The sequence below is a fragment of the Mycobacterium sp. 1165178.9 genome (assembly GCF_001673555.1).
GTDB lineage: Bacteria > Actinomycetota > Actinomycetes > Mycobacteriales > Mycobacteriaceae > Mycobacterium.
Window position 1 is genome coordinate 1 of record NZ_LZMB01000049.1, and the last position, 1,662, is coordinate 1,662.

1 protein-coding gene and 2 pseudogenes are annotated in these 1,662 nt (G+C 67.3%); 1 reads left to right on the top strand and 2 read right to left on the bottom strand.

All coding sequences use genetic code 11. From position 1 onward, the window contains the following. A pseudogene (locus A5652_RS27355) lies at positions 1-124 on the bottom strand (pyridine nucleotide-disulfide oxidoreductase); the annotation flags it as partial. Positions 125-194: 70 nt separating this feature from the next. Between A5652_RS27355 and A5652_RS02680 the strand changes: the two are divergent. Continuing rightward, the gene (locus tag A5652_RS02680; protein WP_369805732.1) at positions 195-1,082 is read left to right on the top strand and encodes a hypothetical protein; all 888 of its coding nucleotides are present in this window, start codon (positions 195-197) and stop codon (positions 1,080-1,082) included. Here A5652_RS02680 and A5652_RS02685 read toward each other — a convergent pair. After that, a pseudogene (locus A5652_RS02685) lies at positions 1,079-1,531 on the bottom strand (LLM class flavin-dependent oxidoreductase); the annotation flags it as partial. The gene A5652_RS02680 and the pseudogene A5652_RS02685 sit on opposite strands and share 4 nt — an antisense overlap. Positions 1,532-1,662 lie beyond the last annotated feature (131 nt).

The window sequence follows — 1,662 nt, forward strand, 5'->3', positions numbered from 1 at the left end:
CCTGGCCGCTCACCAGCGCGGGTTTGGCCGAGATGCCGACGACATCGGCATGCCGGGACAGCCGGATCGCCGCGAGGACGCCCGCGTCCCCGAGCCCGGCGACGATGACACGCTTACGGTTCATCCCGTTATCCTGCCCTGCATAGCTTCACCGGCGAGCCGTCGACCGACCCGAGAGCGAGGGGGCACATCAGTTGATCGTCTCGCGCCGGATCGGTAATCCGCAGCGACCGGGGGAGTCGGAGGCCCCGGCGCGTCCACGGTTGAGCGCCGCGCTGCGCGCCGCGGTGCGGGCGTCGGCGCCGCGGCCCGCCGCGGCCCGGCGCGCAGCCAAGGACTTCGATAGGGGCCTGTTTCCGGCGGTCATCGCCGAAATCCGGTGGTCATTCACCCCGCCGCGCACCTGGCTGATGGGTGTGGTGGCCAACGTCATCTTCGCCACCGCCTGGCTGCTGGTTCAGCCGCTGACTCTTGGCCGTCACCACGATTGGGTGATCCTGGTGGGCACCTACTTCTCCTCGTGGGTCCTGGCCGATGTCACCACCACCAATTGTCTGGGCGCCGACCATTACCGCATCCTTCAAGGTTTAGCGGACGGGGTGCCTTTCTGGCGCATCCTGTTGATCAAGAACCTCGCCCTGCTTGCGATCGTCGGGCTGCCCACGCTGGCCGCCGCGGTCGCGTTGACGCTGTGGCTGGAAACGCCGGGGCGGCTGGGCATTACGATTCCCACCGTCGCGGTGCCCATCGTGTCCTGGCTGGGCGTCGGCAACCTCATCTCGGTGCTGCACCCGGTCAGCGCCGAGCCGCTGATCCGGCGCTGGCGCCGGCGCGGCGACCCGCGCCGCACCCGCAGCTGGGTGCTGGCCCTGACATTGCCCTATGCGCTGTACTACGTGGCCGATCCGATGAACGGCGTGGAGCACCGCGTGTTGTGGAAGCAGGCGCCCGCCCTGATCTGGCCGGTGTTGGGGCGTGAAACGAAAAGTTTCGTCCACTTCGCAATCGCCGTGAGCGTGTGGATCGCCGGCAGCGTCGCCGCGGTTTATTGGGTGCGCAGGCGCGGGTTGCAGATCCGCTAGGACACTTGGGGTTTGATCTCTTCGATCACCCACTGCGCATAATCGAGATATTCGTCCACGCCGCCCACGGCGGGGACGGGAACCGCGGTCACGGTCACACCCTGCTCGGCTAGCCAATTCAACCGGTCAACGATCTGCGCGGCGCTCATGCCCGGCCGGTCGGTCGCGCGGCGAGTGACGTGGCCTTCGCCGACCCGGTTGGTGCCGAGCCCGTGCATCACCTCGAATTCGCGGCCGTCGTAAGCGGGTTGGGACTTGATGAAGTCGAGTTTCTGAGCGATCTGTTCGGGCGGTGTGAGAAAGGGCCACCACCCGGACCCGAAGGTGGCCGCCCGGCGCAGCGCCGCATCCGCGTCACCGCCGATCCAGATCGGAAGATGGGGCTTCTGAACGGGTTTGGGCTCAAAGGCGATGTCGGCGAACGACACATACCGGCCTTCGAATCGCGGTGCCCGAGCATCTCGTCATCCCCATCGACCATGTCGAGTTGTCCGGGCCGCACTATCTGCACTCGACGACCGCGCAGGCCTTCATCGCCGGCGCCACCGAGCGGGTGGCCATCAACTCGTGCGTCACCATC